The organism is Nocardioides sp. R-C-SC26 (genome assembly GCF_021246465.1).
In the GTDB taxonomy this organism is placed as follows: domain Bacteria; phylum Actinomycetota; class Actinomycetes; order Propionibacteriales; family Nocardioidaceae; genus Nocardioides.
In genome coordinates, this window is record NZ_JAHRHK010000016.1 from 34150 (window position 1) to 59867 (window position 25718).

The following is a 25718-nucleotide window of genomic DNA, read 5'->3' on the forward strand; positions in this document are numbered from 1 at the left end:
CATCAAGGAGTACTTCATGATCGGGTTCCTCATCGGCCTCGTCGTCGTCGGGCTCATCGCCGGCTTCGTCGCTCGCCTTGTCGTCCCCGGGCGCCACGACCTCTCGGTGCCTCTCACCATCGGACTGGGTATCGCCGGTTCGTTCGTCGGCGGCTTCTTCGCCAGCATCCTCTTCAGCGTGGACGCCACGCTGCAACCGACGGGCATCCTCGGTTCCATCGTCGGGGCCATCGTCGTGCTCGCTGTCGCGACCCGCTTCCGGAGCGGACGAGGAGTGCGAGCATGAGCGCCGTCGACCCCGCGCCCCGCGAAGGCATGTCGCCCGGTTCGAACGCGGCTCCGATCGACGAGACGCCGGTGGACAGCGGCCTTCCCGCCTCCCCCGACCTTCCGGCCGACGTCGACGAATCGGCCGCTCCTGGCCCGGTACGTCGCTCCGGCCTCGACGCCAAGGGGCGCGTCAAGCGCACGCGAGCCGCGACGGCGTGGGCCTCCGCAGTGGCGCTGGCGCTGGTGACCGTGCTGTTCGTCGTCTTCGTGGCCCAGAACTCCGCCTCCATCACCGTCGAGTTCCTCTGGATGGAGGGCCAGATCGCCACCGCGACCGCTCTCCTCATCGCAGCGGTCGCCGGCGCACTTCTCGTCGCGATCCCCGCGGGAGTCCGCATCGCCCAACTGAGGCACTCGCTCAAGCGCAACGGCTGAGTCCGCGTCCTCCGTCCGGCGTCAGCCGGCCCACCTGCTCACGGCGCCGTCGCGTAGAAGCGGCCATCGCGGCGGCGTCGTGTCCACTGTCGTTCCGACGACGACATCAGCCCGTAGGTGAGGTTCGCTCCTCCTGGCCGTCGCCGCAGTCGGGTACGGCGGTGTCGCCGTGCTCGTTGCGGCCGGTCACGCAGTACTCCTCACCGTTCGACGTCACCTCGACGACGACCCCGCGACGCACCATCGTCTGCCGGATCTCGACCTCGCCGACGGCAGCCCGACCCCGACCGTGCTCGATGGTGACGGCTCCCGCGACGTCGGGAACCTCACCGCTGGAGCGGACGGCCTGGAAGAGCGCGAAGGTGACCTCCTCGACCGAGAGGTACATCGGTCGCATCCGGTCGCTCCGCTCATCCATCCGAACGGCGAACGGGTAGGGCACCGCGACGAGCAGCAGGCCAACGAGCGCGAACGTGATAACAGGATGCGCAAGGACGACGTCACGCATCTTGCTGCGCACAGAACTCACGGTCAGATCGTAGGACGCGCCGGCCCTTCGATGGCATACCGCCATCAGACGCCACGGATCCCGTCATGAAGAATCCCCGCCGAGAACTAGCTCGACGGGGATTCTCACATGGCGGTGGCGGTGGGATTTGAACCCACGGTGGGTTTGACCCCACACATCATTTCGAGTGATGCACCTTCGGCCGCTCGGACACGCCACCGCGGGGAAGATTACTAGAGCGGCGCGGAGCGGGGTAATCGAGTGGCGGGTGGTTTCGAGTCGGGCCTCGTTCCTCGGCCCTCCTCGACCACCGGAGGACGACTCACCCGCCGCAACCGTCGACCGCCGGAGGACGACTCGCCCGCCGCACCCCTCGACCGCCGGGCACTGACTCGCCGGCCTCGCCCTCGACCACCGGGGGACGACCCACCGCTCGGGCTCTGGACCACCGACCCGCAACGCAGGTGCAACGTTGGTTTCGAGACCCTCGTCACATCTCTCACTGGCGAGGAGACCATCGGCGATGTCTACTGGAGTCATGGGCGGCACCGAGCGCGGCATGCGCGCTGAGGTGGCGGAGTCGTGGCAGCGCTCCGCCGCTGCCGGGGTGAGCGCCGACCAGACCGAGGCGCCCATCACCGTCGCCGAGCGGGAGCTGACGAGCCTGCGCGCCGCGCACCCGCTCGCGCGCGTCTTTCCGCTGCTGGACGACGTCCTGGGCCAGGCCGTGCGCGATTGCGACGCCGTGATGGCGATCGGCGACGCCGAGGGCAACCTGCTGTGGGTGTGCGGTGCGCCGTCCACCCTGCGCACGGCCGAGAAGATCGGGTTCGTCGAGGGCAGCAACTGGGACGAGCGCCTGGCGGGCACCAACGCGCCGGGCCTGGCGCTCGCCACCAACCGCCCGGCGACGATCACGCGGGCCGAGCACTTCCGCAACAGCGTGCAGCCGTGGAGCTGCGTGGCGACCCCGATCCACGACCCGGGCACCGCCCAGCTGCTCGGCGTCCTCGACGTCACCGGAGGCGACCAGATCGTCGTCCCGCAGACCATGGCGATGGTGCGCGCCGCAGCCCGACTGGCCGAGGCCGAGCTCGCGCGCGAACACGCCCTGACGCCGCCGGCGGCCACATCGGGCGGCTCCGGTCTGAGCATCGTGCTCGAATCGCTCGGGCGCACCGAGTCCCTCACCACCGTGGACGACGGACGCGGTCGCGTCACGACCGTCCGACTCAGCCCGCGACACAGTGAGATCCTGCTGCTGCTCGCCTCCGCTCCGCGCGGCCTCTCCGGCGACGAGCTCGCCGTGCTCCTCTACGAGGACGACGGGGGCGCCTCCACCCTGCGCGCCGAGCTGAACCGGCTGCGCGGACTGCTGGGCGACGAGCTGCTCGCCTCCCGGCCCTACCGGCTCGACGCCCGCGTGAGCGCGGACTGGCTCGCCGCCGAGGCCCAACTCGCCGCGGGCGACGTCCGCGCGGCGATGCGCACCTACCAGGGTCCGATCCTGCCGCGCTCCACGGCGCCCGGCGTCGTGCGCATCCGCGAGGCGCTGGAGAACGCGATGCGCCACGCACTGCTGCGCTCCCGGCACGCCGACCTGATGTCGGCCTGGACCCGCTCGGCATGGGGCCGCGACGACTACGACATGTGGTCGGCCCAGCGCGACGTCGTGGCTGCGACGTCGCCGATGCTCAGCCTCATCGACGGACAGCTGGCCCGCCTCGATCGCGAACTCCTGTAGCAGTCTCCGCCCACGGTGCGGGCGTCGCGACAGGCGTCCGCCGCAGGCAACGTCGACGCAACGTCCGCGTTCCTAGGGTGTGACTCAGGTCACATTCACCCAACCCGAGGAGCGTCATGACCGTCTACGCAGCGCCCGGCCAGCCCGACTCACTGGCCACCGTCCAGAGCCGCTACGGCCACTACATCGGCGGCGAGTGGGTCGCTCCGGTGAGGGGCGAGTACTTCGAGAACATCTCCCCGGTCAACGGCAAGCCGTTCTGCGAGGTCGGCCGGGGCACGTCGGAGGACATCGACGCCGCCCTGGACGCCGCACACGCCGCCGCCGACGGCTGGGCGAGCACCTCGACCACCGAGCGCGCCAACATCCTGCTGAAGATCGCCGACCGCATGGAGGCGAACCTGGAGATGCTCGCGGTCGTCGAGACGTGGGAGAACGGCAAGCCGGTCCGCGAGACCCTCAACGCCGACCTGCCGCTCGCGATCGATCACTTCCGGTACTTCGCCGGCTGCCTCCGCGCCCAGGAGGGCTCGATCGGCGAGATCGACGAGAACACGATGGCCTACCACTTCCACGAGCCGCTGGGCGTGGTCGGCCAGATCATCCCGTGGAACTTCCCCATCCTGATGGCGGTCTGGAAGCTCGCTCCCGCTCTCGCAGCCGGCAACTGCGTGGTACTCAAGCCCGCCGAGCAGACGCCGTGGTCGATCCTGAAGGTGATGGAGCTCGTCGGCGACCTCCTGCCGGCCGGCGTCCTCAACGTCGTCAACGGCTTCGGCGTCGAGGCCGGCAAGCCGCTGGCATCGTCGCCCCGCGTCGCGAAGGTCGCCTTCACCGGCGAGACCACGACCGGCCGCCTGATCATGCAGTACGCCAGCCAGAACATCATCCCGGTGACGCTCGAGCTCGGCGGCAAGAGCCCGAACCTGTTCTTCGAGTCCGTCGCTGCCCAGAACGACGCCTTCTACGACAAGGCTCTCGAGGGCTTCGCGATGTTCGCGCTCAACCAGGGCGAGGTCTGCACCTGCCCCTCGCGCGCGCTCGTGCAGAGCTCGATCTACTCCGACTTCGTCTCGGACTCGGTCAAGCGCGTGGAGCAGATCAAGCAAGGCAACCCGCTCGACGTCGAGACGATGATCGGCGCGCAGGCCTCCAACGACCAGCTGGAGAAGATCCTGTCCTACATCGACATCGGCAAGCAGGAGGGAGCGCGGGTGCTCACCGGTGGCGAGCGCGCGGTCCTCGACGGCGACCTGGCCGAGGGCTACTACGTGCAACCGACGATCTTCGAGGGCGACAACTCGATGCGGATCTTCCAGGAGGAGATCTTCGGACCGGTCGTCTCGCTGACCTCGTTCGACGACGAGGCCGACGCGCTCAAGATCGCCAACGACACCCTCTACGGCCTCGGCGCCGGTGTGTGGTCGCGCGACGGGTCCCAGGCCTTCCGTGCCGGCAAGGCGATCAAGGCCGGCCGGGTGTGGACCAACTGCTACCACGCCTACCCCGCCCACGCGGCGTTCGGCGGCTACAAGCAGTCGGGCATCGGGCGCGAGACCCACAAGATGATGCTCGACCACTACCAGCAGACCAAGAACCTGCTGGTGTCCTACTCCCCCGACGCTCTCGGGTTCTTCTGATCGGGACTGAGGAACGAAGTCCCGATCGCCGGTGGTCGAGCGAGCGTCGCGACCGAGGCACGAGGTCGGGAAAGCGCGTCGAGACCCGGTGAGACGGGAGCGCACCGACCCGGACTCCAGGTCACACGTCGCCCCGACTACCACCGCCACGAAAGGAGACCGATGAGCATGGTCGACGTGACCGACGCAGCCTCCGGACTGCTGCGCGACCTCACCGAACGCAACGGCCCGGTGATGTTCCATCAGTCGGGTGGGTGCTGCGACGGGTCGGCACCGATGTGCTACCCCGACGGCGACTTCCTCCTCGGGGACGCCGACGTCCATCTCGGCGATCTCGACATCGGGCTGGCGCGCCCGGTGCCGGTGTGGATGTCGAAGTCGCAGTACGAGTACTGGTCGCACACCCACCTCACCATCGACGTCGTGAAGGGACGCGGCGCCGGCTTCTCGCTGGAGGCGCCCTACGGCGTGCGATTCCTCATCCGGTCGCGCCTGCTGACCGATGAGGAGGTCGTGGCGCGCGATCGCTGAGCGCCTCCTCATCGCCCGGCCTCCGACGGTCCCATGACTGTCGGAGGCCGGGTCTAGTTTCGGGCGCATGACCCTGACCCTCGGCATGATCACGACCAACGCCCTCGACGCCAGCGCCCTGGCGGCCTGGTGGGCACGGCAGTTCGACGCCTCGCCCGTCTTCGACGCGGAAGGGGAGTTCGTCATCATCGCCGGCGGCACCCTCCCGGTGAACCTCGGCTTCCAGAAGGTCGCCGAGCCGACCCCCGGTCACAACCGACTGCACCTGGATCTCGGTGCCCCCGACATGGATGCCGCCGTCGAGCAGCTGGTGGCCGCCGGGGCTCAGGTCGTCGGCACGCGCGGCGAGTCGGGCCTGGTGTGGGTGACCCTCACCGACCCGGAAGGCAACGAGTTCTGCGTCACGAGCAGCCACGCGGCGGAGAGCGAACTCACCTGACCGGCTACTCCACGACGACGGATGCCGTCGCTCCGGAGATGTCCTCGCCGACGACGAAGGTGCCGGGCAGGTCGAACTCGAAGAACGCGTCGAGGCCGCTGGTCACCGTGTAGCCGTCGAGGTCGCCGACCACGACGCCGTAGATGCCGCCGTCTCCGGCGGTGAACTTCACGACGTCACCGACGGCGATGGTGGTCTCGGCCGGGTCGAATCCGGCGGGCGAGACGGCGACGGTCGCGTCAGCGCCCTGCACCTCGACGTAGGCGACCCCTCCCGCCGGACCGAGCTCGCCGTCGGAGTCGTCGTCGGCCGGCCCGTTCGACTCCTCGCCCGTCGCCGTCTCGTCGACCTGCCCGGTCGAGGAGACGGCGTCGCCGCCGGAGTCATCGCTGCAGGCGGCGAACGGAACCAGCAGGGCGAAAGCCGTCGCGCCCGCGGCGAACCAGGAGCGCCGTCGCGTCATGGCGAGAGGCTAGAGGATGCCGGGCGCGCCGCCCGCGCGCTGGCGGCCGAAGAACTCCCGCAGCAGAGCGGCGGACTCGTCCGCGCCGATACCGGTGATCACCTCGGGCCGGTGGTTGAGCCGGCGATCGCGCACGACGTCCCAGAGCGACCCGGCCGCGCCCGCCTTCTCGTCGAAGGCCCCGAACACGACCCGCGCCACCCGGGCGAGCACGGCGGCACCGGCGCACATCGTGCACGGCTCGAGGGTGACGACGAGCGTGCAGCCCTCGAGCCGCCACTCGCCGCGGGCGCGGGCCGCCGCACGCAGCGCGACGACCTCGGCGTGCCCGGTCGGATCGTGCTCGGCCTCGCGCAGATTGCGGCCGACACCGAGCACCTGGCCTGCCTCGTCGAGCACCACGGCGCCGATCGGGACGTCGTCGGTCCGCAGCGCCGCGCGCGCCTCGCCGAGGGCGAGCGTCATCGCCGCGGTCCAGTCGTCCACGACGTCGATCATCCACCTCGAGGGTGCTGGAGGCGATCTCTCAGGCCGTGGTCAGGCCGACGGCGTCCTCGAACAGGTCGCCGAAACCGAGCCGGACGGCGACCTCGAGCAGCGCCTCGTCGGGGTAGATCTCCTCGTCCTCGAGCATCTCGTCGAGCAGGTCGGCCAACTCCGGCGCGCTCATGCCCAGGTCGGCCAGCAGCTCCAAGTCGCCCGCGGGAGCCGGCTCGTCGTCGTCCTCGTCGAGCACCGGCAGGCCGAGGTGCTCCAGCACCGTGTCGGCCAGTTCCCACTCCTCCGCCGCGGTGACGTCGGAGAGCACCATCCGCACCTCGGCGGAGTCGACGCGAACGAGCACGAAGAAGTCCTCGTCGACGCCGACCATGCCGACGGCGACGCCGTCGGCGCTGAAGCGACGAAGCGCGTGCACGAGGGTCTCGACGTCGTCGAGGACGTCGTGCGCCAGCTCGGCGAGGCGCCACTCGGTGCCCTCGCGGTAGGCGGCGAGGGCGAAGTCGACGGCATCGAGCTGCTCGACCATGGGCTCAGCGTGACACGATCACGGAGGCGGGCCAACCCCCATGACGGCGGCGCGGCGCCTGCGTGGGTCGCGCGCCCGCCCCGAGCACCGCGGGCCGCGTGGCAGCGAAGCGCCGACGTCTATGGTTCTCACCATGCGCACGCTGGTCGTCGACCACCCGCTGGTGGCTCACAAGCTCACCGTCCTCCGCGACGTCCGCACGGACTCGCCGACCTTCCGCAACCTCACCGACGAACTGGTCACGCTGCTCGCCTACGAGGCGACGCGGAAGGTACGGGTCGAGCCCGACCCGATCGAGACGCCGGTGGCACCGATGACCGGCACCAAGTTGGCGACTCCCAAGCCGCTGGTGGTGCCCATCCTGCGGGCGGGCCTCGGCATGCTCGACGGCATGATGCGGCTGCTCCCGACAGCCGAGGTCGGCTTCCTCGGCATGGTGCGCAACGAGGAGACGCTCACCGCCTCGACCTATGCCGAACGGCTGCCCGAGGACCTCTCGGGTCGCCAGTGCTACGTGCTCGACCCCATGCTGGCCACCGGCGGAACGCTGGCCGCCGCCATCCAGTTCCTCGTCGACCGCGGTGCCGACGACATCACGTGCGTGTGCCTGCTCGCCGCGCCCGAGGGGTGCGCCAACCTCGAGCGCGAGCTCGACGGACTCGATGTGCCGGTCACGGTCGTGGTCGCCGCCATGGATGAGCGACTCAACGAGAAGGGCTACATCGTGCCCGGTCTCGGCGACGCCGGCGACCGGCTCTACGGCATCGCGGGCTGACCCGAGCCCGTGCTCCTCGACCGCGCCTGGAGCCGACCCGGGCCGACACCGGAGCAGCGACGCAACGACGTCGTCCTGGCCGTCGCCGCTGCGGTCGTCAGCGTGCTGTCGGTCGAGCTGTGGCACAGCAGCTACGGCACCTCGCTCGGCGCCGGCGGCGTCGAGGGCTACGCGATGTTCGCGCTGGCAGGTCTCCTGCTGTCGGGACGTCGCCGTTTCCCGTTGACGATCCTGGCCGCCGAGTCCGCGCTGTTCATCTACGTCGGCGAGCGACTCGGCGAGGTCGGTGCGACGTTCACCATCCAGATGATCATGTTCGCCTCGCTGTATGCCGCCTGGGCGTGGTCCTCCCGGCCGCGCGCCCTCCTCGTCGTCACCGCCGTCGTGCTCGCGGCCATGTTCGGCTGGCTCTTCTGGGCGCTGCTCCAGCCCGACGTGCTGGTCGGCGGGTCCTTCGGGCTCCTCCCGGCCGACGTCGCACAGTTCCTCTACTCGACCGCGATCAACATCGCCTACTTCGGCGGGGCGATCGCCTGGGGCCACGGGGCCTACCTCAGTGCACGACGTCTGGCGCTGATCGCCGAGCAGCAGGAGGCCGAGCGCCGCTCTGTCGAGGTCGAGCAGGAGCGAGCCCTGCACGACGAGCGGGTGCGGATCGCGCGCGACCTGCACGACGTCGTCGCCCACCACGTGAGCGGCATCGGCGTGCAGGCCGCCGGAGCAGCGCGGGTGATCGACCGTGATCCGGACGCCTCCCGCGCGGCGCTCGAGACGATCGGCCGCGCCGCGCGCGACGCCGTCACCCAGATGCATCAGCTGGTCGGCCTGCTCCGTGAGGGCACGGCCGACGGCGACCGCGCACCGCAGCCGGGCCTGGGCGACCTGGTCACGCTGACCAGCGCCGACATCCCCGCGGTGGAGTACCGCGTCGTCGGCGATCCCTTCCCCGTGCCGGCGACGGTCGGGCTCTCGATCTTCCGCATCGCCCAGGAGGCGGTGAGCAACGTACGTCGACATGGCGCGGGGGCCAAGCACGCCTCCGTCACGCTGCGCTACCTGCCCGGCACGCCACCCGAGCCTCCGCCGGGCGATGCCGGTGCGACGACGTCGTGGGTCGAGGTCGAGATCGTGGACGACGGCAGGCCGCGAGGCGCCTCCACCGGTGCGGCGTCTGGTGCCTCGCCGTCCGGGGGCTTCGGCCTGCGGGGTATTAGCGAGCGTGCGACGATGCACGGCGGCGTCGCCGAGATCGGACCTCGCCCGGCCGGTGGCTTCCGCGTGCGTGTGCGCGTGCCGGTCGTCTCGACGGAGGTCACCGGTTGAGGAGCGAGCGCAGCGAGCCTCACGGAGCCACCCCGCGCGATGAGCAGGTCGCGTGACGGTCGCAGAGCGACCTCCTCGACCACCAGCGTCGCGTGACGGTCGTAGAGCGACGTCCCCGACCACTGGCTCAGGGAGGTTCCAGGGAAACCGTCACCGGGCAGGATGACGACGTGAGTGACCCCGTGCGCGTACTGCTGGTCGACGATCAGGAGCTGATCCGCGCCGGATTCCGACTGATCCTCTCCGTCGAGGACGACATCGAGGTCGTCGGCGAGGCCGCCGACGGTGCCGGCGCGATCGAGGCCGCCGCCGCGCTGGCACCCGACGTCGTGCTCATGGACGTGCAGATGCCCGGCATGGACGGCATCGCCGCGACCGAACAGATCGCGGCGGCCTCGCCCGGGACCTCGATCCTGATCCTGACGACCTTCGACGACGACGGCTACCTCTTCGCGGCACTGCAGGCCGGGGCCAGTGGGTTCCTGCTCAAGAACTGTCCGCCCGACGACCTCGTCGCCGCGATCCGCCACGTGGCAGCGGGCCACGCGCTCCTCGCTCCCGAGGTGACCCAGCGCGTGATCGCGCGATCGACGTCGGGTGGCGCGCGGACACTCGACCCGCGCATCTCCGACCTCACCGAACGCGAGCGCGACGTGCTGGTGGCGATGGCCCGCGGCCAGAGCAATGCCGAGATCGCGGATGTTCTCGTCGTGAGCGCGGCGACCGTGAAGACCCATGTCTCCAACGTGCTCGCCAAGCTCGGGGTGCGCGACCGCGTGCAGGCCGTGATCGCGGCCTACGAGTCCGGCGTGATGGACGACGTGGCGCGCTGAGGCAGCGGTCCCTCCGTCGTACGGCGGAGGGTGGTTTCACTCTCATGGCCGAGGCGCCCGACCACGTGACCGCCCTAGCGTCGTAGCCATGTTGGAAGCACAGTCCTTGACCAGGGTCTTCGGCGACACCCGCGTCGTCGACGACGTGTCGTTCACCGTGCGGCCGGGCCGGATGACCGGCTTCGTCGGGGCGAACGGCGCCGGCAAGACCACCACCATGCGGATGCTGATGGGAGTCCTCGGCGCGACCTCGGGCGAGGTCCTCTGGGACGGCGCGCCCGCGACCGCCGAGCTGCGCCGCAACTTCGGGTACATGCCGGAGGAGCGCGGTCTCTACCCGCGCATGCAGGTACGCGAGCAGCTGGTGTTCTTCGGTCGCCTGCACGGCATGTCGACGTCGCAGGCGCGCAGCCGAGCCGACCACCTGCTCGCGCACTTCGGCTTGGAGGAACGCGCGACGTCGCTGCTCGACGACCTGTCCCTCGGGAACCAGCAGCGCGTGCAGATCGCGGCCTCGCTGATCCACCAGCCGGGCGCGCTCGTGCTCGACGAGCCGTTCAGCGGTCTCGACCCGCTCGCCGTCGACTCCATGATCGACCTGCTGCACGTCGAGGCCGCCGACGTGCCGCTGCTCTTCTCCAGCCATCAGCTCGACCTCGTCGAGCGGCTCTGCGACGACCTGGTCGTGCTCTCCGCCGGGCGGGTCGTAGCGGCAGGATCGGTCGAGGAGCTTCGCGGCCACGGCGAGGAGCGCTACCGCGTCGTGCTCGACGGCCAGGACGCGGCGTGGCTGCGCGACGTCCGCGGCGTCCGGGTCGACGACGTCGACGGCGCGACGGCTCTCCTCACCCTCGACGGCATCGGCGCGAGCGAGCTGGCCAGCACCGTCGTGGGTCGCGCGCCGGTGCTCGAGCTCGCCCGCGTGCGCCAACCCCTGTCCGAGATCTTCCGGGAGGTCACCCGATGAGTACCGCCACCACCCCCCGCGGCCTGTGGAAGGTCGTCGCGCAGCGCGAGATCACCACCCAGGTGCGCAGCAAGTCCTTCGTGATCACCTTCGCCCTGCTGGTCGCCTCGATCGTAGGCATGATCATCGCCTTCACCCTGATGTCGGGGCGGACGTCGACGCACGAGATCGCCGTCATCGACCAGCCGGGCCAGACCGTCGTGACCACCGCGAACGACAACGCGAAGGCCGGCGACGCCGATGTCCGCTTCACGATCAGCGAGTTCGAGGACGCCGAAGCCGCCGAGAAGGCCGTCACCGACGGCGACGTGGACGCCGCACTCCTGCCGAGCTCGTCGGGCTACGACCTGGTCGGACAGGACGACGTCGACACCAGCATCACCCAGTGGGTCGGCCAGACGGCGACCCAGCTGGCCCTCGAGCGCAACGCCGGCGAGTCGGGCGTCGACCTCGGTGCACTGACCTCGGGCACCCAGGTCGGCGAACGGCTGCTCGACCCCGACGCGGGCGACAACGGTCTACGACAGGTCGCCGCGTTCGTCTTCGTGCTGCTCTTCTACCTGATGGCCCTGGGCTACGGCATGCAGATCGCCGCGACGGTGACCCAGGAGAAGGAGAGTCGCGTGGTCGAGATCCTCGCGGCCGCCGTCCCGGTGCGCGCGATGCTGTGGGGCAAGGTGATCGGCAGCAGCGTGCTGGCGATCGGACAGACCGTCGTGCTCGCCGCGGTCGGGGTGATCGCGCTCCTCGTCACCGACAACGGCCACGCCCTCAGCGTCGTCGGACCTGCCATCGGCTGGTACGTGCTGTTCTTCGTGCTCGGCTTCATCGCCCTGGCCACGCTGTGGACCGTCGCCGGCTCTCTCGCCGGCCGCCAGCAGGACCTCAACGGCACCACGGCTCCGCTCCAGATGATCCTGTTCGCGCCCTACATCCTGGCCGTCACCGCCGGCGCGGGGGTGAAGACGGTCGTCTCGATGCTGCCGATCGTCTCCACGATGATGATGCCGTACCGCCTCGCCGAGGGTGACGTGCCGATGTGGCAGCTCGGGGTCGCCGTCGGCACGACCGTGCTCGCCGCCGTCCTGCTGGTGCGGCTCTCGGCCAGCATCTACGAGCGGACCCTGTTGCAGACCGGACGTCGCATCACGTTCAAGGAGGCGATCGCGTCGTCACGGAAGACGGAGTCGTCAGCGGCGTGACGCGAACGGCGCCGTCACGAGACCCGGTCGACTGATCGGGTCTCGTGACGGTCGCAGAGCGACCTCCTCGACCACCGACACCCGAACGGGGGTCGAGGGGCCCGAGGAACGAGGGCCGTCTCGAGACCCGGTGAGATGGGCGTCGACCTCGGCCGACGGGGGCTCTCAACCACCGTCAGCGGTGGTCGCTCACGGCGAGCGCGACGCCGAGTCCCACCATCGAGACGCCGCCGATGGCACCGATCGCCTCGCCGCGGCGTGGGGTGGCGGTGAACCAGGTGCGCACCCGGCTCGCGGCCAGCGCCCAGACGCTGTCGAGGACGAACCCGAGCACGACGGCGATGATGCCGAGCTGGAGCAGCTGCGCCGGGATGTGGCCGGCTCCACGGTCGACGAACTGCGGGAGCAACGCTCCGAAGATCATGAACGCCTTCGGGTTCGAGACGCCGACCACGAAGCCCTGCCTGACCGCGGTCGGTGGCGCGAGCCTGGGGCCGCCGAGCTCGCTGCGCGTGAAGCCGCTGCGGTGGCGGATCGCCTGGAAGCCGAGCCAGACCAGGTAGGCGGCTCCGACGATCTTGATGACGGTGAAGACCAGGATCGACTCGGCGACGATGACGCCGAGACCGGCGGCGAGCAACAGCATGATCACCAGCAGGCCCAGGGTGTTGCCGAGCACGCTCGCCAGGGCCACCCCCCGGCCGTAGGAGAGCGCGCGCCCGATCACGAAGACGACGCTGGGTCCGGGGATCACGATGAGGATGCCGGCGGCCAGCCCGAACGCGACTGCCTGGTCGAGAGAGATCACCTCCGCAGTGTGCCGGTGATCGACGGCGTATCGCCATGTGATTGTGAGACCCGTCACCCGCGGGGGTGGGTACGTTGTCGCGTCGGCCGACCACCAGGGCGGCCCGACCGATCGCTGACGCAGGTCGGCGGTCACCAGCTACCACCAGGAGGCACAGGGTGCGGATCGGAATCCCCCGCGAGTCACGCCCCGGCGAGACTCTCGTGGCAGCCACCGCGAAGACGGCGTCCCAGCTCGCCGCGCTCGGCTACGACGTCGTCGTCGAGGCGGGCGCCGGCGACGCCGCCAGCCAGGACGACGCGGCCTTCAGCGCGGCCGGCATCACCGTGGTCGGAGCCGACGAGGTCTGGGGCAGCGACGTCGTGGTCAAGGTGAACGCCCCGAGCGCCGCCGAGATCGCGCGCCTGCGTCGTGGTGCCACGGTCGTGTCCCTCATGGCGCCGGGCCGCAGCCCCGAACTGGTCGGGCAGCTCGCGACAGCAGGTGTGACCGGCCTGGCGATGGACGCCGTCCCGAGGATCTCGCGCGCCCAGTCGATGGACGTGCTCTCCTCGATGGCCAACGTCGCCGGCTACCGCGCGGTGATCGAGGCCGCCCACGAGTTCGGACGCCAGTTCACCGGTCAGGTGACGGCCGCCGGCAAGGTGCCGCCGGCGCGCGTGTTCGTCATCGGTGCGGGCGTCGCCGGCCTGGCCGCGATCGGTGCGGCGCGCTCGATGGGCGCGATCGTGCGGGCCTTCGACGTCCGGCCCGAGGTGGCCGAGCAGGTCGAGTCGATGGGCGCGGAGTTCGTGCGCGTCGAGATGGAGACCGAGGTCAGCTCGGACGGCTACGCCAAGGAGATGACCGCGGAGCAGGAGGCGGCGACGGCCGCGATGTACGACGAGGAGGCTCGCGCCGCTGACATCGTCATCACGACCGCCCTCATCCCCGGCCGCCCCGCCCCTCGCCTGATCACCGCCGAGACCGTGGCTGCGATGGCGAACGGCAGTGTCGTCGTCGACATGGCGGCGGCCAACGGCGGCAACTGCGCCGCCACGCGCGCCGACGAGAAGGTCGTGACCGACAACGGCGTCGTCGTGCTCGGCTACACCGACCTCTCGGGCCGGTTGGCCGCCCAGACCTCGCAGCTGTACGGCACCAACATCGTCAACCTCTTCAAGCTGCTGACGCCGGCCAAGGACGGCGAACTCATCCTCGACATGGATGACGTCATCCAGCGAGGCATCACCATCACCCGCGACGGCGAGACGATGTGGCCACCGCCGGCCGTGCAGGTCTCCGCGGCTCCGCAGGCGACCACCGCTCCTGCCGAGCCGGCACCGGTCAAGGAGCCCAAGGCTCCGCTGAGCGACGGCGCCCGCCTCGGCGTCGTCGGTGGGATCGCCGCGCTGCTCTTCGTGCTGATCGGTATCTCGCCGCCGCAGCTGCAGCTCAACCTGACCGTCTTCGCACTCGCGATCGTGATCGGCTACTACGTGATCGGCCACGTGCACCATGCGCTGCACACTCCGCTCATGTCGGTGACCAACGCGATCAGCGGGATCATCGTCGTCGGTGCGCTGCTGCAGATCGGCAAGGGCGACGACCTGATCACCGTCATCTCGTTCGTGGCGATCCTGCTCGCGAGCATCAACGTCTTCGGTGGCTTCGCGGTGACTCGCCGCATGCTCGCCATGTTCTCGAGGAGCTGACCCGATGGACGTCACTTCTGCCTCTGTCGCGGCCTATCTCGTCGCCGCGCTCCTCTTCGTCCTGGCGCTCGCCGGGCTCTCGCGCCACGAGTCGGCCAAGCTCGGCAACTACTTCGGCATCCTCGGTATGGCCACCGCCCTCGTCGTCGCCACCGTGGTCGCGTTCGACACCGACGTCGACGGGCTCGGCGCCGTGCTGCTCGTGGTCGCGGTCGTGGTCGGCGCCGGTATCGGCCTGCAGTTGGCCCGCACGGTCGAGATGACCGGGATGCCCGAGCTCATCGCGCTGCTGCACAGCTTCGTGGGTCTGGCCGCCGTGCTCGTCGGCTGGAACGGCTACCTCCACATCGAGGCCCACCCCGACTCCGTCGACACCCAGGTACTCGAAGGCGCCGGGTTGCTCGGGATCCACAGCGCAGAGGTGTTCATCGGCATCTTCATCGGTGGTGTCACCTTCACCGGATCGATCGTGGCGAACCTGAAGCTCTCGGCGAAGATGAAGTCCGCGCCGCTGATGCTGCCGGGCAAGAACCTGATCAACCTCGGCACGCTCGCGCTCTTCGCCGCACTGACCGTCTGGTTCGTGATCGACCCGCAGCTGTGGCTGCTGATCGTGGTCACCGCGCTCGCGCTGGTGCTCGGCTGGCACCTGGTCGCCTCCATCGGCGGCGGCGACATGCCCGTCGTCGTCTCGATGCTCAACAGCTACTCCGGCTGGGCAGCGGCCGCTTCCGGCTTCCTGCTCGACAACAACCTGCTGATCATCGTCGGCGCACTGGTCGGCTCCTCGGGCGCCTATCTCTCGTTCATCATGTGCCAGGCGATGAACCGCTCCTTCATCTCGGTGATCGCGGGCGGCTTCGGCATCGAGGCACCCGCCGGCGAGGCCGCTGACTACGGCGAGCACCGCGAGATCACCGCCGAGGAGACCGCCGAGCTGCTCGCGTCGGCGTCCTCGGTGATCATCACGCCGGGCTACGGCATGGCGGTGGCGCAGGCCCAGTACCCGGTGGCCGACCTGACGGCGCGGCTCCGGGCGCGCGGCGTCAACGTCCGCTTCGGCATCCACCCTGTCGCCGGACGCCTGCCCGGCCACATGAACGTGCTGCTCGCCGAGGCGAAGGTGCCCTACGACATCGTGCTCGAGATGGACGAGATCAACGACGACTTCGGTGACACCGACGTCGTGCTGGTGATCGGCGCCAACGACACGGTGAACCCGGCTGCACTCGACGAGCCGAACTCGCCGATCGCCGGCATGCCGGTGCTCGAGGTGTGGCACGCGCGCGACGTCGTGGTGTTCAAGCGGTCGATGGCAGCCGGCTACGCCGGAGTGCAGAACCCACTGTTCTTCAGGGACAACTCCTCGATGCTCTTCGGTGACGCCAAGGACCGCGTCGACGACATCGTGCGAGCGCTCGGCTAGCGACGAAGTCGCGAGCCCAGCAGAGCGAGCAGATCGAGGAGCCGTCGACACACCGGCGCGCCAGCAACGGGGTGCCGGCGGCGTCTCGAGGTCCAGAGCGCTCGGCTGACGAGGAGGTCGCGCGGGGCGGTGAGCCACTGAGGTTTCGACAGCGCGAGATCCCATCCAGCTCACCGCCCGACCGGCGAAACGGTGGCTGTCTCACCGCTCCCCGCACGGTCGCGGAGCGCCGAGCGGGAAAGTCTCGAGGACGGCGTAGCGGGGGCGCCGCTGCGGCCCCTCACCGAGGTGCGACTGCACGAGCGCGATCTCCGCGACCTCCCAGACCGGGCTCTCGTAGGTATCGAGAACCCGGACCCAGCTCGTCATCTCCACCGGCTTGTTGGTGCGCGCGAGGGTGAGATGCGGCCGGAACCGCGCGCCGTCGACGGCGATCCCGGCATGCGCCACCGCGGTGCGGGCGCCGGCCGCGAGACGGTCGAGCTCCTCGCGAGCGGCGTCACCCTGCCTGATGCCGGCGAAGAGCAGCTTCGCGGCCGCGACGTCGGGGAAGCAGCCGCCGCCGGCGACCTGCATCTCGAAGCGCGCACGACGGTCGGCGGCACGGCCCAGCCCCTCGACGAGCCGGTCGTAGGTCCAGTCGGGGGCATCGTCGGCGAAGGCGAGCGTGAGGTGGAACTGCTCGGCGAGGCTCCATCGGAACGGTCCGTGCTCTCGGCGAGGCTCCAGGAAAGCGTCGAGGTGCTCGATCACGGCGGCCGGAGGAGCGATGCCGACGAAGATGCGCATACCCACGCCGTCAGGGTGGCAGACGAGGCGGGATCGGCGCGCGTCGATCCCGCGGCGCCTCGAGCGCGACGTCAGCCGATCTGCGTACCGAGCGCGGCACCGATCGCATAGGTGACGAGCATGGCGAAGAGCCCGCCGCCGACGTTGCGCGCCACCGCTCGACTGGCGCTGCCATAGCCGAGCCGTGCACTGAGGAAGCCGGTGATCGCCAGCGCGGCGGCCACCGCGCCCACGGTGACCGCGACCCGCACCTGCGCCGGCGCGAACACGATGGTGAGCAAGGGGAGCAGGGCGCCGAGGGTGAAGCTCAGCATCGAGGCGAGGGCCGCGTTCCAGGCACTGGTGAGGTCGTCGGGATCGATCCCGAGCTCGACCTCGGCGTGCGCACCCAGCGCGTCGTGCTCGGTGAGCTGGCGCGCGACCTCGACGGCGAGATCCTCCTGCAGGCCTCGCTCGACGTAGAGCGCGGCCAGCTCGGCGAGCTCGTCGTCCGGGTCGTCGCGCAGCTCGCGGCGCTCACGCTCCAGGAGCGACTCCTCGGAGTCGCGCTGGGTGGAGACCGAGACGTACTCGCCTGCCGCCATGCTCAGCGCGCCAGCAGTGAGCGCGGCGACACCGGCGATCAGGATCGCGCTGCGCTCCGACGTCGCCCCGGCGACGCCGACGACCAGCCCCGCGACCGAGACGATGCCGTCGTTGGCGCCGAGCACGGCGGCGCGCAGCCAGTTCATCCGGTCGCCGAGACCGTCGAGCGACGAGGTGCCCAGGTGGCGCTCGATGTCGGCGTGGGTCACCGTCGATGCGTCGATGGGCGCGGCGGCATCGCTTGGCTCGCCGGGCGCGGCGGCGGGCTCACGCGTGCTGGTCATGTCGGCATCGTCGGGCGCGCGGCGCCGTCCGGCAAGCAAGGCCAGGCTCGGCTTGCCCGCCACGTCACGCCGTCACCCCAAGCCGTGACCCCCACGATCCAGGCGTACGAAACCGGACCTGGGACGAGGAAGCTTCGTCGGCCCGGGTCCGGTTTCTTCGGCCGACCGAGAAAACCGCACCCGGGCCGACCGAAGGCTCACAGGCCCAGGTCGCGGCCGATGAGCTCCTTCATGATCTCGTTCGAGCCGGCCCAGATCTTCGAGACACGAGCGTCACGCCAAGCGCGAGCCACGCGGTACTCGTTCATGAAGCCGTAGCCGCCGTGCAGCTGCACGCAGTGGTCGAGGACGTCGTTCTGGATCTGGCTGGTCCACCACTTGGCCTTGGCGGCGTCGACGGGGGTCAGCTCGCCCTTGTCGTGCGCGGCGATGCACTGGTCGAGGTAGGCCTCGCTGACCTCGATCTGGGTGAACAGCTCGGCCAAGAGGAACTTGGAGTGCTGGAAGGTACCGATCGGGACGCCGAAGGCCTGACGGTCCTTGGTGTAGGCCAGGGTCTCGATCAGGATCTGCTTGGCGTGCGCGATGTTCGACACCGCGCAGCCGAGCCGCTCCTGCGGCAGCTTCTGCATCATGTGGATGAAGCCGCCGTCGAGCTCGCCGACGATGTGGTCGTCACCGAGGCGGACGTTCTCGAAGAAGAGCTCGGCGGTGTCGGACTCGTCCTGGCCGACCTTGTCGAGCTTGCGACCGCGCGAGAAGCCCGGTGCGTCGGCCGGGATCGCGAAGAGCGTGATGCCCCGCGCCTTCTTCTCCGGGCTCGTGCGCACCGCGGTGATGACCAGGTCGGCGGAGTAGCCGTTGGTGATGAAGGTCTTCGAGCCGTTGATGACCCAGTCGTCGCCGTCCTTGACCGCGGTGGTCTTCAGGGCGGCGAGATCGGAACCACCCGAGGGCTCGGTCATGCCGATGGCGAGCAGGGTCTCGCCGGCGGCGACGCCCGGGAGCCACTTCTGCTTCTGCTCCTCGGTGCCGAGCTCCACGAGGTAGGGCGCGGTGATGTCGGCGTGGATCCCCCAGCACGATCCCAGTGCCGCGTTGACCTTGTTGAACTCCTCGGCGGCCACGGCGTTGAAGCGGTAGTCGCCGGCCGAGACGCCGCCGTACTCCTCGGGGATCTCCAGGCCGAGGAAGCCCTGCTTGCCCGCCTCGAGCCAGAACTCGCGCGGGATCGCCTTGGCGACGGCGTAGTCCTCGACGTGCGGGATGACCGACCGCTCGAGGAACTCCCGCACCGAACTGCGGAACGCCTCGTGGTCCTCGTTGTAGATCTCACGCTTCATGGCGCGATCCTACCGTCGGCTACTCCGCGGTAACCGTCCGCCGACGCCACCTCCGCGCCGGCCGCCCGCCGTCGACCGGTGAACGACGACGTCCGGGGTGTGCCACCGCCGCGACCGCTGTGCTTGGATCGATCCAACAGGGGAGGTCCCGATGGAGCAGCATCCGGTGTGGCCCGGCCAGCCCTACCCGCTCGGCGCCACCTACGACGGCCAAGGCACCAACTTCGCGGTGTTCAGCGAGGTGGCCGATCGCGTCGAGCTGTGCTTGTTCGACGCCGACGGCGATCCGGCGAGCGAGGTGCGCCACGAGCTGACCGAGGTCGACGCGTTCGTCTGGCACGGATACCTGCCGCAGGTGCAGCCGGGCCAGCGCTACGGCTACCGCGTGCACGGACCGTGGGAGCCCGAGCAGGGGCATCGCTGCAACCCGGCGAAGCTGCTGCTCGACCCCTACGCGAAGGCGACCGCGGGCGAGATCGACTGGGACCCCAGCCTCTTCGGCTACGTCTTCGGTGAGGAGGAGACCCGCAACGACGACGACTCGGCCGCGCACATGACGCACGGCGTCGTGATCAACCCCTACTTCGACTGGGAGGACGATCGGCCGCCGTCGATCCCCTACGCCGAGTCGATCATCTACGAGACGCACGTCAAGGGTATGACGGCGCTGCACCCCGACATCCCTGAGGAGCTGCGCGGCACCTACGCCGGGCTCGCGCACCCCGCGGTCACCGACCACCTGACCCGCCTCGGGGTGACCGCGGTCGAGCTGATGCCGGTGCACCAGTTCGTGCACGACAACACTCTGCGCGAGAAGGGGCTGCGCAACTACTGGGGCTACAACACCCTCGCCTTCCTCGCACCGCACGCCGACTACGCCGCGGGTGACTCCGGCCAGCAGGTGCAGGAGTTCAAGTCGATGGTCAAGGCACTGCACGCCGCGGGCATCGAGGTCATCCTCGACGTCGTCTACAACCACACGGCCGAGGGGAACCACCTCGGCCCCACGCTGAGCTTCCGCGGCATCGACAACGCCGCCTACTACCGCCTGGTCGAGGACGACCCCGCGTACTACATGGACTACACCGGGACCGGAAACTCCCTCAACGTGCGCCACCCGCACTCGCTCCAGCTGATCATGGACTCGCTGCGCTACTGGGTCACCGAGATGCACGTCGACGGCTTCCGTTTCGACCTCGCCTCGGCCCTGGCCCGCGAGTTCTACGACGTCGACCGGCTCGCCACGTTCTTCGAGCTCGTGCAGCAGGACCCGGTGGTCTCCCAGGTCAAGCTGATCGCAGAGCCGTGGGACGTCGGTCCCGGCGGATACCAGGTCGGCGGCTTCCCGCCTCAGTGGACCGAGTGGAACGGCGCCTACCGCGACACGGTGCGCGACTTCTGGCGCGGCGAGCCGTCGCTGGGTGCGTTCGCCTCGCGCATCGCCGGCTCCTCCGACCTCTACGAGCACAGCGGACGGCGACCGGTCGCCTCGATCAACTTCGTCACCGCCCACGACGGGTTCACCCTGCGCGACCTGGTCTCCTACGACGAGAAGCACAACGAGGCCAACGGCGAGGAGAGCCGCGACGGCGAGAGCCACAACCGCTCGTGGAACCACGGCGTGGAGGGCGAGACCGACGACGCCGCGATCCTGACGGCGCGCGCCACCACCCAACGCAACCTGCTCACCACACTGCTGCTCAGCCAGGGCGTGCCGATGCTGCTGCACGGCGACGAGCTCGGCCGCACCCAGCGGGGCAACAACAACACCTATGCCCAGGACTCCGAGATCAGCTGGGTGCACTGGGAGCGCGTCGACGAGCCGCTGCTGGAGTTCACCGCCTCGCTGATCAGGCTGCGCCGCGACCACCCGACATTCCGACGTCGCCGCTTCTTCACCGGCACCACCGACCGCACCCCGGTGGCCGGCGGCGAGGGCGATCGCCTCAACGACATCGTGTGGCTGCACCTCGACGGCCGCGCCATGGTGGAGGCGGACTGGGGGGACGAGAACCAGGCACTCGGCATGTACCTCAACGGCCAGGCCATCGTGGGCCGCGACCCACGTGGCATGCCCATCACCGACGATCACTTCCTGCTCTACTTCAACGCGGACGGCGACGCCGACGTCGTCCTCCCGCCGGCGGAGTACGCCGAGGCCTGGGACGTCGTCGTCGATACGGCGCAGCAGGTCGCGAGCCGGCCGGCGCCGGCCGGAAGCACGCTCCCGATCCGCAGCCGCTCCGTCGTCGTGCTGCGCGAGCACCGCCCGCTTGCCGTCGAGCCCGACGTCTCGGTCGCCGCCTCGGTGGCGGCGCTGCAGGCGCAGGACGATCCTGACGGCGCTGCCACGGCGGGCTCGTGATGCGGACGCCGACGTCGACCTACCGGCTGCAGATCCGCGCCGGATTCGACCTGCACGAGGCCGCCCGTCGGCTGCCGTACCTGCACGACCTCGGCGTCGACTGGGTCTACCTCTCCCCGATCCTGGCGGCCGAACCGGGCTCCGACCACGGCTACGACGTCGTCGCGCACGACCAGGTCGACGTTGCTCGCGGCGGACGCGAGGGACTGGCTGCTCTCGCCGCGGAGGCCCGACGTCTCGACATGGGCGTCCTCGTCGACATCGTGCCCAACCACATGGGGGTCGCCACTCCCGAGCACAACAGGGGGTGGTGGTCGCTGCTCGCCGACGGCCCGGAGTCCGCTCATGCCGCGGCGTTCGACGTCGACTGGGAGCTCGGCGAGGGTCGGGTGCGGCTGCCCGTGCTCGGCGACGGCGGCCGCGACGACCTCACGCTCCGGCTGCCCGACGAGCCGGCCCACTACGAGTTGATGCACTGGACGCGGGCCGACCACGATCTCAACTACCGCCGCTTCTTCGCCGTCAACTCACTCGCAGGAGTGCGGGTGGAGGAGCGCGCCGTCTTCGATGCCTCCCACGTCGAGATCGGACGATGGTTCGGAGAGGGCCTGGTCGACGGGCTACGCATCGACCACCCCGATGGTCTGCGCGACCCCGCTCGCTATCTGACCGATCTCGCCGAGCTGACCGGCGGTGCCTACGTGCTGGTGGAGAAGATCCTCGCCCTTCGAGACGCCTCGTCCCTCGGCTCCTCAGGAACCACCCTTCGAGACGCCTCGTCCCTCGGCTCCTCAGGAACCACCCTTCGAGACGCCTCGTCCCTCAGCTCCTCAGGAACCACCCTTCGAGACGCCTCGTCCCTCAGCTCCTCACCGACCGCCGTCGGGGAGCAGCTGCCCGACGACTGGGCCTGCGCCGGCACCACCGGGTACGACGCTCTCGGCTGGATCGACCGGGTGCTCACCGACCCGGACGGGATCGCCGCACTACCCGGACCGTCGATCGACTACGACGAGCTGGTGCACGACCTCAAGCGCGACGTCGCCGACGACCTCCTGGGCTCGGAGATCCGACGCGTGGCTCGTGAGCTCGCCCCGGTGGCCGAGGAGCCCGAAACCCCCCGTACCGCAAGGGGTCCGCACAGCTCGGCGGGTCTCGAGACGCTCGCCAGCGCGAGCTCCTCGACCACCGAAGGCACTGCCAGCGCGAGCTCCTCGACCAGCGAAGCGACAGTCGACGCGCTGGCGGAGATCGCGGCGTGCTTCCCGGTCTACCGCTCCTACCTGCCGCACGGTCGCGAGCATCTGGAGCACGCCGTGGCCGAGGCCCGGCGGCGGCGACCCGACCTGACGACGACACTGGATGCGGTCGCACCGGTGCTCGCCGACGCCACGCACCCCGCGGCCCTGCGGTTCCAGCAGACGACGGGCGCGGTGATGGCCAAGGGCGTCGAGGACTCCGCCTTCTACCGCTACCCGCGCCTGACCTCGCTGACCGAGGTCGGCGGCGAGCCGAGCATCACGGCGATGACGCCGGCGCAGTTCCACGCGACGATGGCGCACCGGCAGGAGCATTGGCCGCACGCGATGACGGCGCTCAGCACGCACGACACCAAGCGCGGCGAGGATGTCCGCGCGCGCATCGCCGTCCTCGCGGAGGTTCCCCAGGTGTGGTCCCGCGCCTTCGCCGAGCTCCAGCGCCTGACCCCGCTCCCCGAGTCGGCCGCGTTGGTGCTCTGGCAGGCCGTACTCGGCGCGTGGGACGACGACGACACCACGTTGCGTGATCGTCTGCGCGCCTACGCGCCGAAGGCGATGCGGGAGGCAGGCGAGCACACGACGTGGACCTCCCCCGACGCCGACTTCGAGGCGCGTGTGCGCGGTGCCGTGGATGCGGCGTTCGACGACGCCGACGTCCGCGCGGTGCTGGACGGCCTGCGAGCCGTGGTAGCCGATCCCGGACGGTCCAACGCCCTGGCGGCGAAGCTGATCGCGCTGACGATGCCCGGCGTGCCCGACGTCTACCAGGGCTCCGAGCTCTGGGAGCTGTCGCTGGTCGACCCCGACAACCGGCGCCCTGTCGACTTCGACCTCCGGGCCCGTCTGATCAGCGACCCCGCGCTGCCGCACCCGGCGCGGACCAAGTTGACCCTGACGGCGGCCGCGTTGCGCCTGCGTCGCGATCGCTCGGAGCTCTTCACCCGCTACGACGCCGTCGCGGCGACCGGCGGGGCAGCCGAGCATGCGGTGGCGTTCGACCGCGGCGGAGCGATCGCCGTCGCGACCAGACTCCCGGTCGGCCTCGCCGCGCGCGGCGGGTGGGGCCGGACGCGACTCGACCTGCCGTCGGGCAGGTGGCGCGACGTGCTGACCGGCGCGGAGACCGACGGCGCGCTCGGTGACCTGCTCGCCGTCCACCCGGTGGCACTGCTGATCCGGGAGGATCGATGAGACCGCACCCGCCCATGCGCGGGATGTTCGACGTCTGGGCGCCCCGGGCCGGGCGCGTGCGCCTGATCTGCGGTGACAACGTCGGCGGCGGCGTGGTGGAGATGGCGCGCGACGAGACCGGCTGGTGGTCACCGCTCGATCCGCTGCCACGCGTCGTCGAACGGCTCGACGACCGCGACCCGAGCAGTGCCTACGTCGACTACGGCTACATGCTCGACGACGACCCGGCGGTGCTGCCGGACCCACGTTCGCGACGTCAACCCGGAGGCGTCCTCGCGCTCTCGCGCACCCTCGATCCCGCCCGTTTCGTCTGGACCGACGACGCCTGGACCGGGCGCCAGCTCGCGGGCAGCGTGATCTACGAGCTCCATGTCGGCACGTTCACCCCTGCGGGCACCTTCGATGCCGCCATCGCCCAGCTGGGTCACCTGTGCTCGATCGGCGTCGACGCCGTCGAGCTGATGCCGGTCAACGCCTTCGACGGCACCCACAACTGGGGGTACGACGGCGTGCTCTGGTCGGCGGTCCATGAGGGCTACGGGGGCCCGGACGGCTATCGGCGGTTCGTCGACGCCTGCCACCGCGCCGGCATCGCGGTGATCCAGGACGTCGTCTACAACCACCTCGGGCCCTCGGGGAACTATCTGCCGCGCTTCGGCCCGTACCTCAAACAGGGGCGCAACACCTGGGGCGACCTGATCAACCTGGACGGCGAGGGCAGCGGCGAGGTGCGCCGCCTCATCCTCGACAACGTCGCGATGTGGTTCACCGACTTCCACGTCGACGGACTGCGCCTGGATGCGGTGCACGCGCTGCACGACGACTCGCCGGTGCACCTGCTTGAGGAGATGGCGATCGAGACCGCCGCACTCTCCGCCCACCTGCGCCGCCCGCTGACGCTGATCGCCGAGTCCGACCTCAACGACCCGCACCTGATCACACCGCGCGAGGCGGGCGGGTTCGGCTTGGATGCCCAGTGGAGCGACGACTTCCACCACGCCGTCCACGTGGCCCTGACGGGGGAGACCACCGGCTACTACGCCGACTTCGCGCCGCTCTCGGCGCTGGCGAAGGTGTGCGAACGCGGGTTCTTCCACGACGGCACGTTCAGCTCCTTCCGCGAGCGCGAGCACGGTGTGGCGATCGATACCGCCACCCTGCCGGCCTGGCGTCTCGTCGTGTGCAGCCAGAACCACGACCAGATCGGCAACCGCGCGATCGGTGACCGACTCACCGCCCACCTCGACGACGACCAGCTCGCCTGCGCGGCACTGCTCACGCTCGCGGGGCCCTTCACCCCGATGCTCTTCCAGGGCGAGGAGTGGGGCGCGAGCACCCCGTTCCAGTTCTTCACCAGCCACTCCGACCGCGAGATCGGACGCGCGACCGGGGAGGGCCGGATCGCCGAGTTCGCGCGGATGGGTTGGGATCCCGACGTCGTGCCGGACCCGCAGGACCCCGCGACCTTCGACCGCTCGATTCTCGACTGGGGCGAACCCGACACCGAACGCGGGCGCCGGCTGCTCGCCGTCTACCGTCGCCTGGCGGAGCTGCGCCGCACCGAGCCCGACCTCACCGACCCCGACCTCCGCGCGGTCTCGTGCCGGGTGGACGAGGGCGCTCGACTCTTCTCGATGACGCGCGGTGCCCTCGAGATGGTGGTGAACTTCGGCGACCAGAGCGTCACCGCTCGGATCGGTGCGAGCGAGGTGCTGTTCCAGACGCCGTCCGGCGTGCGGCTGGACGACGGCGTGCTCACCGTGCCGCCGCACGGCGGCGCGTTGCTGCGTCGGTGACTGGCCGGCGTCGGGCATCTC

At 70.3% G+C, this 25718-nt stretch carries 24 protein-coding genes and 1 tRNA gene; 16 read left to right on the forward strand and 9 right to left on the reverse strand.

The window, feature by feature from the left end; all coding sequences use genetic code 11:
* Positions 1-16 precede the first annotated feature (16 nt).
* Entirely contained in the window at positions 17-286 is a 270-nt protein-coding gene (locus KSO97_RS14295; protein ID WP_232680024.1) for a GlsB/YeaQ/YmgE family stress response membrane protein, read from the forward strand.
* The gene (locus KSO97_RS14300) at positions 283-705 is read left to right on the forward strand and encodes a lipopolysaccharide assembly protein LapA domain-containing protein (protein ID WP_232680026.1); all 423 of its coding nucleotides are present in this window, start codon (positions 283-285) and stop codon (positions 703-705) included. Before KSO97_RS14295 ends, KSO97_RS14300 begins: the two co-directional genes overlap by 4 nt.
* Positions 706-811: 106 nt before the next feature.
* On the opposite strand, the gene KSO97_RS14305 is transcribed toward KSO97_RS14300, so the two are convergent.
* Positions 812-1234, reverse strand: coding sequence for a hypothetical protein (locus KSO97_RS14305; protein WP_232680027.1), 423 nt, complete (start codon positions 1232-1234; stop codon positions 812-814).
* Positions 1235-1343: 109 nt separating this feature from the next.
* Positions 1344-1433, reverse strand: a tRNA-Ser gene (locus KSO97_RS14310).
* A gap of 303 nt (positions 1434-1736) precedes the next feature.
* On the opposite strand from KSO97_RS14310, the gene KSO97_RS14315 reads away from it, so the two are divergent.
* From KSO97_RS14315 to KSO97_RS14330, 4 genes are all read left to right on the forward strand, one after another.
* Entirely contained in the window at positions 1737-2957 is a 1221-nt protein-coding gene (locus KSO97_RS14315; protein ID WP_232680029.1) for a helix-turn-helix domain-containing protein, read from the forward strand.
* Positions 2958-3073: 116 nt separating this feature from the next.
* The gene (locus tag KSO97_RS14320; RefSeq protein ID WP_232680031.1) at positions 3074-4597 is read left to right on the forward strand and encodes an aldehyde dehydrogenase family protein; all 1524 of its coding nucleotides are present in this window, start codon (positions 3074-3076) and stop codon (positions 4595-4597) included.
* A 168-nt stretch (positions 4598-4765) separates the two neighbouring features.
* Positions 4766-5128, forward strand: a complete 363-nt coding sequence (locus tag KSO97_RS14325) for a DUF779 domain-containing protein (RefSeq protein WP_232680103.1) — start codon at positions 4766-4768, stop codon at positions 5126-5128.
* 67 nt (positions 5129-5195) lie between these two features.
* Positions 5196-5567 carry a VOC family protein gene (locus KSO97_RS14330; protein ID WP_232680033.1) on the forward strand — a complete coding sequence of 124 codons (372 nt, stop codon included), beginning with the start codon at positions 5196-5198 and terminating at the stop codon, positions 5565-5567.
* Between the two features lie 4 nt (positions 5568-5571).
* On the opposite strand, the gene KSO97_RS14335 is transcribed toward KSO97_RS14330, so the two are convergent.
* From KSO97_RS14335 to KSO97_RS14345, 3 genes are read right to left on the reverse strand one after another with little or no spacing between them, the layout of a single operon-like run.
* Positions 5572-6030 carry a hypothetical protein gene (locus KSO97_RS14335; protein WP_232680035.1) on the reverse strand — a complete coding sequence of 153 codons (459 nt, stop codon included), beginning with the start codon at positions 6028-6030 and terminating at the stop codon, positions 5572-5574.
* Between the two features lie 9 nt (positions 6031-6039).
* On the reverse strand, positions 6040-6528 hold the full coding sequence (locus KSO97_RS14340) for a nucleoside deaminase (RefSeq protein WP_232680037.1): 489 nt from the start codon (positions 6526-6528) through the stop codon (positions 6040-6042).
* Positions 6529-6556: 28 nt separating this feature from the next.
* Positions 6557-7057 (reverse strand): tRNA adenosine deaminase-associated protein, encoded by a 501-nt coding sequence (locus KSO97_RS14345; RefSeq protein ID WP_232680039.1) that lies wholly within the window; start codon positions 7055-7057, stop codon positions 6557-6559.
* Positions 7058-7190: 133 nt separating this feature from the next.
* On the opposite strand from KSO97_RS14345, the gene upp reads away from it, so the two are divergent.
* The 5 genes from upp (at position 7191) to KSO97_RS14370 (ending at position 12157) form a co-directional block, all read left to right on the forward strand.
* Positions 7191-7832: a uracil phosphoribosyltransferase gene (upp, locus tag KSO97_RS14350; RefSeq protein WP_232680041.1), complete on the forward strand. Its 642-nt coding sequence runs from the start codon at positions 7191-7193 to the stop codon at positions 7830-7832.
* Positions 7833-7841: 9 nt separating this feature from the next.
* Complete coding sequence (locus tag KSO97_RS14355; protein WP_232680043.1) at positions 7842-9155, forward strand: histidine kinase; 1314 nt, start codon at positions 7842-7844, stop codon at positions 9153-9155.
* Positions 9156-9337: 182 nt separating this feature from the next.
* A complete protein-coding gene (locus tag KSO97_RS14360) occupies positions 9338-9988 on the forward strand; it encodes a response regulator transcription factor (RefSeq protein WP_232680105.1) in 651 nt (216 codons plus the stop codon).
* Positions 9989-10076: 88 nt separating this feature from the next.
* Positions 10077-10955, forward strand: coding sequence for an ABC transporter ATP-binding protein (locus KSO97_RS14365; protein ID WP_232680045.1), 879 nt, complete (start codon positions 10077-10079; stop codon positions 10953-10955).
* Entirely contained in the window at positions 10952-12157 is a 1206-nt protein-coding gene (locus KSO97_RS14370) for an ABC transporter permease (protein ID WP_232680047.1), read from the forward strand. The genes KSO97_RS14365 and KSO97_RS14370 overlap by 4 nt, the downstream gene beginning before the upstream one ends.
* Before the next feature lie 175 nt (positions 12158-12332).
* On the opposite strand, the gene KSO97_RS14375 is transcribed toward KSO97_RS14370, so the two are convergent.
* A complete protein-coding gene (locus KSO97_RS14375; protein ID WP_232680049.1) occupies positions 12333-12965 on the reverse strand; it encodes a LysE family translocator in 633 nt (210 codons plus the stop codon).
* 203 nt (positions 12966-13168) lie between these two features.
* Between KSO97_RS14375 and KSO97_RS14380 the strand changes: the two genes are divergently transcribed.
* On the forward strand, positions 13169-14659 hold the full coding sequence (locus KSO97_RS14380) for a Re/Si-specific NAD(P)(+) transhydrogenase subunit alpha (RefSeq protein WP_232680050.1): 1491 nt from the start codon (positions 13169-13171) through the stop codon (positions 14657-14659).
* Between the two features lie 4 nt (positions 14660-14663).
* A complete protein-coding gene (pntB, locus tag KSO97_RS14385) occupies positions 14664-16085 on the forward strand; it encodes a Re/Si-specific NAD(P)(+) transhydrogenase subunit beta (protein ID WP_232680052.1) in 1422 nt (473 codons plus the stop codon).
* A gap of 201 nt (positions 16086-16286) precedes the next feature.
* Here the strand turns inward: pntB and thpR are convergent, their stop codons facing one another.
* The 3 genes from thpR to KSO97_RS14400 all read right to left on the reverse strand — a co-directional run bounded on the left by thpR (position 16287) and on the right by KSO97_RS14400 (position 19086).
* Complete coding sequence (thpR, locus tag KSO97_RS14390) at positions 16287-16874, reverse strand: RNA 2',3'-cyclic phosphodiesterase (protein WP_232680107.1); 588 nt, start codon at positions 16872-16874, stop codon at positions 16287-16289.
* A gap of 71 nt (positions 16875-16945) precedes the next feature.
* Complete coding sequence (locus tag KSO97_RS14395) at positions 16946-17743, reverse strand: VIT family protein (protein WP_232680054.1); 798 nt, start codon at positions 17741-17743, stop codon at positions 16946-16948.
* Positions 17744-17940: 197 nt separating this feature from the next.
* The gene (locus KSO97_RS14400; RefSeq protein WP_232680056.1) at positions 17941-19086 is read right to left on the reverse strand and encodes an acyl-CoA dehydrogenase family protein; all 1146 of its coding nucleotides are present in this window, start codon (positions 19084-19086) and stop codon (positions 17941-17943) included.
* 151 nt (positions 19087-19237) lie between these two features.
* On the opposite strand from KSO97_RS14400, the gene glgX reads away from it, so the two are divergent.
* Genes glgX through treZ form a run of 3 tightly spaced genes read left to right on the forward strand, consistent with a single transcriptional unit; the run spans position 19238 to position 25697 of the window.
* Entirely contained in the window at positions 19238-21451 is a 2214-nt protein-coding gene (glgX, locus tag KSO97_RS14405) for a glycogen debranching protein GlgX (RefSeq protein ID WP_232680058.1), read from the forward strand.
* Positions 21451-23901: an alpha-amylase family glycosyl hydrolase gene (locus tag KSO97_RS14410; RefSeq protein WP_232680059.1), complete on the forward strand. Its 2451-nt coding sequence runs from the start codon at positions 21451-21453 to the stop codon at positions 23899-23901. Before glgX ends, KSO97_RS14410 begins: the two co-directional genes overlap by 1 nt.
* On the forward strand, positions 23898-25697 hold the full coding sequence (gene treZ, locus KSO97_RS14415; RefSeq protein WP_232680061.1) for a malto-oligosyltrehalose trehalohydrolase: 1800 nt from the start codon (positions 23898-23900) through the stop codon (positions 25695-25697). Before KSO97_RS14410 ends, treZ begins: the two co-directional genes overlap by 4 nt.
* The last annotated feature ends 21 nt before the right edge of the window (positions 25698-25718 follow it).

Bases quoted from the DNA above. Each gene is read 5' to 3' on its own strand.
- KSO97_RS14295 (WP_232680024.1), top strand. From the start codon at position 17: ATGATCGGGTTCCTCATCGGCCTCGTCGTCGTCGGGCTCATCGCCGGC.
- KSO97_RS14300 (WP_232680026.1), top strand. From the start codon at position 283: ATGAGCGCCGTCGACCCCGCGCCCCGCGAAGGCATGTCGCCCGGTTCG.
- KSO97_RS14315 (WP_232680029.1), top strand. From the start codon at position 1,737: ATGTCTACTGGAGTCATGGGCGGCACCGAGCGCGGCATGCGCGCTGAG.
- KSO97_RS14320 (WP_232680031.1), top strand. From the start codon at position 3,074: ATGACCGTCTACGCAGCGCCCGGCCAGCCCGACTCACTGGCCACCGTC.
- KSO97_RS14325 (WP_232680103.1), top strand. From the start codon at position 4,766: ATGGTCGACGTGACCGACGCAGCCTCCGGACTGCTGCGCGACCTCACC.
- KSO97_RS14330 (WP_232680033.1), top strand. From the start codon at position 5,196: ATGACCCTGACCCTCGGCATGATCACGACCAACGCCCTCGACGCCAGC.
- KSO97_RS14335 (WP_232680035.1), bottom strand. From the start codon at position 6,030: ATGACGCGACGGCGCTCCTGGTTCGCCGCGGGCGCGACGGCTTTCGCC.
- KSO97_RS14340 (WP_232680037.1), bottom strand. From the start codon at position 6,528: ATGATCGACGTCGTGGACGACTGGACCGCGGCGATGACGCTCGCCCTC.
- KSO97_RS14345 (WP_232680039.1), bottom strand. From the start codon at position 7,057: ATGGTCGAGCAGCTCGATGCCGTCGACTTCGCCCTCGCCGCCTACCGC.
- upp (WP_232680041.1), top strand. From the start codon at position 7,191: ATGCGCACGCTGGTCGTCGACCACCCGCTGGTGGCTCACAAGCTCACC.
- KSO97_RS14365 (WP_232680045.1), top strand. From the start codon at position 10,077: ATGTTGGAAGCACAGTCCTTGACCAGGGTCTTCGGCGACACCCGCGTC.
- KSO97_RS14370 (WP_232680047.1), top strand. From the start codon at position 10,952: ATGAGTACCGCCACCACCCCCCGCGGCCTGTGGAAGGTCGTCGCGCAG.
- pntB (WP_232680052.1), top strand. From the start codon at position 14,664: ATGGACGTCACTTCTGCCTCTGTCGCGGCCTATCTCGTCGCCGCGCTC.
- thpR (WP_232680107.1), bottom strand. From the start codon at position 16,874: ATGCGCATCTTCGTCGGCATCGCTCCTCCGGCCGCCGTGATCGAGCAC.
- KSO97_RS14395 (WP_232680054.1), bottom strand. From the start codon at position 17,743: ATGACCAGCACGCGTGAGCCCGCCGCCGCGCCCGGCGAGCCAAGCGAT.
- KSO97_RS14400 (WP_232680056.1), bottom strand. From the start codon at position 19,086: ATGAAGCGTGAGATCTACAACGAGGACCACGAGGCGTTCCGCAGTTCG.
- glgX (WP_232680058.1), top strand. From the start codon at position 19,238: ATGGAGCAGCATCCGGTGTGGCCCGGCCAGCCCTACCCGCTCGGCGCC.
- KSO97_RS14410 (WP_232680059.1), top strand. From the start codon at position 21,451: ATGCGGACGCCGACGTCGACCTACCGGCTGCAGATCCGCGCCGGATTC.
- treZ (WP_232680061.1), top strand. From the start codon at position 23,898: ATGAGACCGCACCCGCCCATGCGCGGGATGTTCGACGTCTGGGCGCCC.